The organism is Vibrio sp. SG41-7 (genome assembly GCF_014164465.1).
Lineage (GTDB): Bacteria > Pseudomonadota > Gammaproteobacteria > Enterobacterales > Vibrionaceae > Vibrio > Vibrio splendidus.
Window position 1 is genome coordinate 21,827 of sequence record NZ_JACJFF010000068.1, and the last position, 6,102, is coordinate 27,928.

A 6,102-nucleotide genomic window follows, 5' to 3' on the forward strand; every position below is an offset into this window, starting at 1 on the left:
TTAATTTAATTGTTGGTTAACTTCTGCCGCGAGAGGGTTGAGTGTGATGGTTTCTAAAAGGGTGTCTGGTTTTGCTTGCTCTTGCTCTTTTGTCTGATGATCAACATAGCGTTTGATCGCTTCCTCATCATCCAGAGGGAACCCTTTCGTAAAGACGATATTCACGATGCCCCCTGGATTGATTTCGATGAAGGGGTGATATAACTCGGCTAAGGCAATGTAGTAATCCGAAAGCTTACTCCCCACGTCCGAGGTGGCATTGCCCAATAAACTTAATCCCACATCCTTGCTGTTGAGGCTCGACGTTGAGCCAAGCGCTGAGGTTGAGGTGGTGCTGGCCAAGCCCGCCCCGGTCTCACCCAGTCCGGTTAAGATGCCTGAGATCCCCGCCATTTGGACGATTTTGCCGTTACGTAAAATCGAGGTGCCACGGATGCCATTGCGCCCAAAGTTAAAGACGGTGCCTTGAACGGGGATATCTAAAATTCGACCGTCCCGAATGCAGCTGAGGGTGTGAGTGCGCGCCACGCCGCGATTGGAAGAAAGGTCACCGTACACGCTCCCAATGATGGTGCAGTCTTTGAGGTGGCTCTTTTCTCCATTGGGCAACACGCCTTCATGCACGGTTTGAAACACGATGGGGGCGGTATCACTTTGGCCGAACGCCCCGGCATTGGCATCGGCGCCACCGGTGATTTTGGCGGTCACAAAGGTGCCTGACGGGACGTAATTGTCGACGGTTCGTTGGTACGCTGACTCTGAGGAGGCTGTCCAAAAAAAATCAAACGAGTCAAACGCTTGCCCTTGGTCATCAAACGAGGCCTTATCGGCTTTGCTGTATTGAAAGCTCTCTTTTTGCAGATCATTAGTGGCGTAAGAGGGCAAAGGTTTGGGAGGAAGTGGGCGCGAGCCAAACGGCGCAGGCTCTCCCATGACGGTGAGGTGACCGGCTTCCTTTGAGGGTAGCGATTGGGTTGATGGCAAGGCGATGGTGCGTTGCGCTTCTTGATGTTGGCGTAATTCCTCGCGTAAGATCTCGTTCTCTTTCTTCATTTGCGAAATCGTATTTTCGTTGCTCGTCATCAAACGATCGACGTCTCGATTGAGGTTTTCCATCTTCTCTTTGACGTCTTCAATGTCTTGACCTTGTAAGGTCAAGGCTGAGCGGTTGTCTTTGTCGGTAAAATCATCAGTAATGATTTCCCCAAAATTGGGGGCTGACTCAACGACTTCTTTCGCAGTATCTAGCGAGGTTCGAGGTTGTTTAAAGGCTTTAAACGCAAAAAAAACTGCGACTAAGAGCGCAACGGCTAACAGGCTGAGTATTTGGTTACGCTGCTTACTTTGGTCATTGGCGAGCACTCCATCCTCTAAGTCTGACTCTCTAAAAAGCCACTGTTTCAATCGTTTCATTCGCGACCTCCTGTGATGATGTACAGATGTGTAGATTCACCTGGGGGTAAGGTATAACGGTCAAGTGAGGCGCTCCGACTGGCGTAACTGTAAAATTGCGCTTCGGTCAGAGTGACGGTGTCATTGGATTGGTTTTTAACTTGATAAATAAGCCCTGAGAAGGGGCGGCCTACAAAAAGGGTCTGCGGAATAATGGCCAGTGGCGACGTGTCTTTGGGGAGGGTTTCGGGGTCAATCGGATGGACACGAAACCCTGGGATAGGCGTCTTTGAACGCTGCCATTGTATCATTTGTTTGGTGAGTTGCCCCAAGGCCAAAGGGTATTCGAGATCTTTTTCAAAGACACTTTTCTCTGCAGTAGAGCGAAGCGGAATAAACTCATTCACCACCGCAGGGACGGCTTTAGGGTTGATAAAAAGCGAGAAATTTTGACCTTTCTCTGTGGTGACGTGCGCGGTAAAAGGCAAGGCGATGTTGAGTTTGACGGTAATAGAGCCCGATTGGTCTCGTTGATTGGCTTTGGCGAGACAAAACCCTCTAGGGCAATGAAGGTTTAATATCTTGTCGTCTTTCACTACTAAACGGTTGGTGTTGACCGAGGATAAGGGCAACACAATGGTATCATTTTGCTCAAAATAGTAGGTCTTTGCGTCAATCGTATGGGCGTGGCTCATGATGGGTAACAACAAACCAAAAAAAGCATAAATCAAGCGTATTTTCATAACGGTATCTCTTGGGCGATGGTGTGAAGTTCAATCAAGCCACTTGAGTAATCGGCTTGGAGTAGATACGTCACGGGCTCAGGGTCAAGTGTGCGCCCCGCGATGGTTTTGTTGAGCGTGCCTTTGACCCGTATTTTCATTTCATTCAGGTTGATAGACAGCGTGTCAACTTCAAAAAAACTGGTGACGTCGTTCTCGATGATAAATTCGGCTTCTCGCATCAACTTGTCTTGTAAGCCGCTCCAGTATTTAGGCGGCACGTAGGTAATGAGTAAGTTGAATTGACGTTTAACGTTAGAGGGCGTGACATTAAATTTTAGGTGTATCCACCAATCGGCCATCATAGAAAGATACGCTTCATCAACCGCATCGCTTGAGATCGTAAACGCTCGGTCGATATGAGGTGGCACGAAGGTGCGCTTTTCCGCTTGGTTTTGGCTTAATAAAGCAAAACTCAACCCAGCGGTTCCTAAGGCGGTGATCAACACCACCGCGGTGAGGACGTAATTGATAAAGCGAGCCGCTTTAAGCGCCTCGCCGTTATGTTCATTGAGCATCAGTAAATCCAATATTTTTTTGTGGCGGGGGGCGTGCGTTTAAAAATGGTTTTATTCGCTGTGTCATCCCCATACCAGTGGATGAAGTGAATGATGAATTTGGGGCCGTGTCGGACTTTTAAGCTGCGAATGGTGAGGAAAAAGCCGATACACACGGCGACCGCGACCAACCGATTGATGTTGAACAACATCAAAAACAACAAGATAGAAGGGAGTATTTCATCGATTGGAAATCCGACTATTTTGACGTCGGTTTGTAAGTAGTTTGGAAAAGCGAAGAGGGTTTGTTTGTCTTGATGATCCATGGTGAAATAAGGCGAATAGTTTCGCGCTCTCCTTATGTGATTTATAAGCCTACAAACCCTTTACCAACTTCCCAAAACACCACGCCAACGAAAAACCCGATGATGCCACCCACCCAGTTCTTTTGCATGATGCCCACGATGATGCCGCCAATCAGGCCTGCCACCAGAATGTAGAATTCGCCAGAAGACCCCGTTCCGACCGTGTTGGTTACGGTATCTTTACCACTGGCAAAGAGGTCATCGGCGTAAGCCGGTGATGCACAGGCAAAGTAGACGGCCAGTAGCGTACAAAAGTGACGCCAATACGTGAGAGGGCAGTGAAAGCGTGATGTTTTATTTTTCATTTGGTTACCTTTGAATGTAGATAAAAGGTGCACGACGTCGCACCGCCTTTATCAAAAGGGGTGTCGTGCATCTGGTGGATTGAAAAATGGACGTTGTTCGTCAGACTTTTGGGCAGGCTTTAAGCCGTATGAGTTAAGATGTTGCCGTTGAGCCCCATGGCGCTTCTTGATTACATTAAAGGCGACAAGGAAGCGTTTACATACTTCAAACCGCGATTGCGACTGACGTGTTGTTTCCAATTTTGAGGGGTCATGATCGTGTTCTTGAGTTTACGATAATGTTTTTTGCGAGCATTTTTTGATGGTGGTGGCGTGAGTTGACGGACCGATTGAGTGTGTTTTTGAACCGAAACGAAATGAACACCCTTCCAATAGAAAGGAAAGGGGAGGCGGTCAGTAAAAGGCAACAAAGCAGCAAATGCCATGTATTCACGCCCGACCGAGCCCAGTTCTTTGAAGCTGACAAAATCCCCTTGTTTAACAAAGCGGTCCAATAAATTCCCCGCCTCATTTTTACGACAATATCCGTATACAATTTGCATTATTCAAACTCCTTTTAAGGACATTGTTTTGCTCTTTTAAAAGAACAAAACAATGGGCTCTCTCTCAAGAGCCGTGCTACAAACTGGCTTGTGCATTCTTGTAGTAGAATACGCACACCCAAAGGGTGTGGTGTCTGGTATTCCCAAGTAACTCTGTTGAACCACTCAACCAGCATGCTTAATTGAGTAGAAAAACAGCCTTGGACGTCGCCCCAGATAAGGCTCCTGAACTTTTTAGGCATATTACGCAGGCCTGCGCCCATCTGCGGCGCTTTTTGCAATAGTGAAGGCAGCCACTCTTACGGTGATGCGGGTGTTGGTATGCAGATGGAATAAAAAGCCGACGAATGTGTTTTTCGACTTTGATCTCAAAGACTGCGATATCAACGTAGTCAGTATGAATCAACATCAATGGGGATGACAATGTTTGAAAGCATCAGCAACGCACAAGGGACTTGGTTTTCGACCTATCGTGAAAGAACGGGCCAAAAGGGTTTTCTGACGTACATGTTCTGATGTGTAAGGCGGGAATGGTTCGTTATCCCACAAGGGGACCTTGGTGGACCACTTTAAGTAAGTGATGCCACAAATGAGCAAAGAGTGTGGTTATCTTCTTTACTCCCGACGTGTTCGTTTTATGGACTCAAATAGGCTAAACCACGAGTATTAGTAAGAGCATCTTTTCGTTGTTGACTAAGGTAAGCTCCGTGATGTTTTTAGCTGAGCGCCTCACTAACCCGCTCGTGAGTATAACCATAATCTAAAGCCCAGCGATGGAGATCTTCAATCGACATAGGTTTAGCGTAATAGTAACCTTGATGTTGAAAGACGCCTCTTAATAAAAGCCCGTTAGCTTCAAGCTTATTTTCAACCCCTTCCGCTACTAGATTCATTTCTAACTGCTTAGCCATTTTAATATACCCATCGAGAACAGCGGATTTTCCTTCATCAATGGAGCGTGTAAACATTTTGTCTATTTTGATAGTGTCAATATCGAAATAATGCAAATAGGAGTTTCCGCCATAACCGGTACCTGCATCATCAAGGCTTATTTTAAGTCCTAATGTTTTGAGTAAGGCGAGGCGCTGACTGGCAAACGCCAAATTTTCAATCGGTTGGCGTTCTGTCAATTCAAGCGTCAGTTTTGAGTAGTCGTGCTGAAACCGCTTTAAATAGTGGTAAAAATCGTCATTTTGTAGGTGCAGAGGAGTGATGTTGACACTGCAATAAAACTCAGCGTTTTGACTCATCAAAGACGATAAGTCGCGGTAAATGGTTGTAATGAGATTTTCTGTTGTTGGAATGATATCCCCACTTTGCTCTAGATAATGGATGAACTTGCTTGGTTCTATGACGCGGCCATCAGAGGGAAGCCATCGGAGTAAAGCTTCGACACCGAGCATTTTACCTGTTTGTGCGTCTACAATGGGTTGATAATAGGGGAAAAACTGGGCGTCTCGAACCGCTTTTTGAAGAGCAATTTCTTTTTTTGCGTGCCAATAGGAAACACATAACCAAAGAATGGTGAGTGAAATCATAAAGAGTAAAGTGGTGACCGGCCACAAGTTTTGCTTAAACTTCGAAAGCACTCGTGAGGCAGAGACGGAGGATTCAAAGGTAAGAGGAAGATAGTTTGAAGCAACTGAGTTCGAGTACAGGCGATCAGCATTGGGCAAACTGCCTATTTCAAGGATAGTGTAATTTTCTTTTGGTAAAGATAAACGAATAGAGCGTTGATGGTCTAAATCATTTTCAAGAAAAAGGTATTCCGTGCGTAATGGAAAGAGGAAGCCATATTGTCCATTCGAACCGTATAAATAGGGGGGATGTTTTGGGGTTGTGGAGAGAGAATAAATCGCTAAACGCCACATTTCCCCTTTTAATTGTGTACTGAGTAAGTTCTTAAAATTACGTTGTTCAAATTGCTCAACGCCGAAAGGAGAGCAATAGGTATAAGGTTTCTGCTTATCAAGATTAACGATGGGTATCGACATAAGTAGATGCGACACATAAAGCTTCTCTAACTGCTCTATAGTGTCAGTGGAGCATTCACCGCTAGCGACGCTGGCCTCAGAAAGAATGGGTTTTTCAAGCCCATATTTAATCGCAACAGAAACGATTTGATCGAGGTAGTCGACGTCATGCTTAATTTCATTATGAACTTGATAAAGACTGGTTGCTAATGAAGCCAATAAGCTAAACAACAGGGCCAATAACAT

7 protein-coding genes are annotated in these 6,102 nt (G+C 45.8%); all 7 read right to left on the reverse strand.

Annotated elements, in window-relative coordinates; all coding sequences use genetic code 11:
- Window positions 1-1,413, reverse strand: coding sequence for a TraB/VirB10 family protein (locus H5300_RS17200; RefSeq protein ID WP_145568555.1), 1,413 nt, complete (start codon window positions 1,411-1,413; stop codon window positions 1-3).
- The gene (traK, locus tag H5300_RS17205; protein ID WP_182796494.1) at window positions 1,410-2,135 is read right to left on the reverse strand and encodes a type-F conjugative transfer system secretin TraK; all 726 of its coding nucleotides are present in this window, start codon (window positions 2,133-2,135) and stop codon (window positions 1,410-1,412) included. The genes H5300_RS17200 and traK overlap by 4 nt, the downstream gene beginning before the upstream one ends.
- Window positions 2,132-2,692: a type IV conjugative transfer system protein TraE gene (traE, locus tag H5300_RS17210; RefSeq protein ID WP_016800277.1), complete on the reverse strand. Its 561-nt coding sequence runs from the start codon at window positions 2,690-2,692 to the stop codon at window positions 2,132-2,134. The genes traK and traE overlap by 4 nt, the downstream gene beginning before the upstream one ends.
- Window positions 2,692-2,997: a type IV conjugative transfer system protein TraL gene (traL, locus tag H5300_RS17215; protein WP_016800278.1), complete on the reverse strand. Its 306-nt coding sequence runs from the start codon at window positions 2,995-2,997 to the stop codon at window positions 2,692-2,694. The genes traE and traL overlap by 1 nt, the downstream gene beginning before the upstream one ends.
- A gap of 41 nt (window positions 2,998-3,038) precedes the next feature.
- On the reverse strand, window positions 3,039-3,341 hold the full coding sequence (locus H5300_RS17220; RefSeq protein ID WP_132714361.1) for a type IV conjugative transfer system pilin TraA: 303 nt from the start codon (window positions 3,339-3,341) through the stop codon (window positions 3,039-3,041).
- A gap of 170 nt (window positions 3,342-3,511) precedes the next feature.
- Complete coding sequence (locus H5300_RS17225; protein WP_182796495.1) at window positions 3,512-3,883, reverse strand: hypothetical protein; 372 nt, start codon at window positions 3,881-3,883, stop codon at window positions 3,512-3,514.
- A 716-nt stretch (window positions 3,884-4,599) separates the two neighbouring features.
- Window positions 4,600-6,102, reverse strand: a 1,503-nt coding sequence (locus H5300_RS17230) for an EAL domain-containing protein (protein WP_182796496.1), incomplete at its 5' end; no start/stop codon positions are given.

Bases quoted from the DNA above. Each gene is read 5' to 3' on its own strand.
- traK (WP_182796494.1), bottom strand. From the start codon at position 2,135: ATGAAAATACGCTTGATTTATGCTTTTTTTGGTTTGTTGTTACCCATC.
- H5300_RS17225 (WP_182796495.1), bottom strand. From the start codon at position 3,883: ATGCAAATTGTATACGGATATTGTCGTAAAAATGAGGCGGGGAATTTA.
- traL (WP_016800278.1), bottom strand. From the start codon at position 2,997: ATGGATCATCAAGACAAACAAACCCTCTTCGCTTTTCCAAACTACTTA.
- H5300_RS17200 (WP_145568555.1), bottom strand. From the start codon at position 1,413: ATGAAACGATTGAAACAGTGGCTTTTTAGAGAGTCAGACTTAGAGGAT.
- H5300_RS17220 (WP_132714361.1), bottom strand. From the start codon at position 3,341: ATGAAAAATAAAACATCACGCTTTCACTGCCCTCTCACGTATTGGCGT.
- traE (WP_016800277.1), bottom strand. From the start codon at position 2,692: ATGCTCAATGAACATAACGGCGAGGCGCTTAAAGCGGCTCGCTTTATC.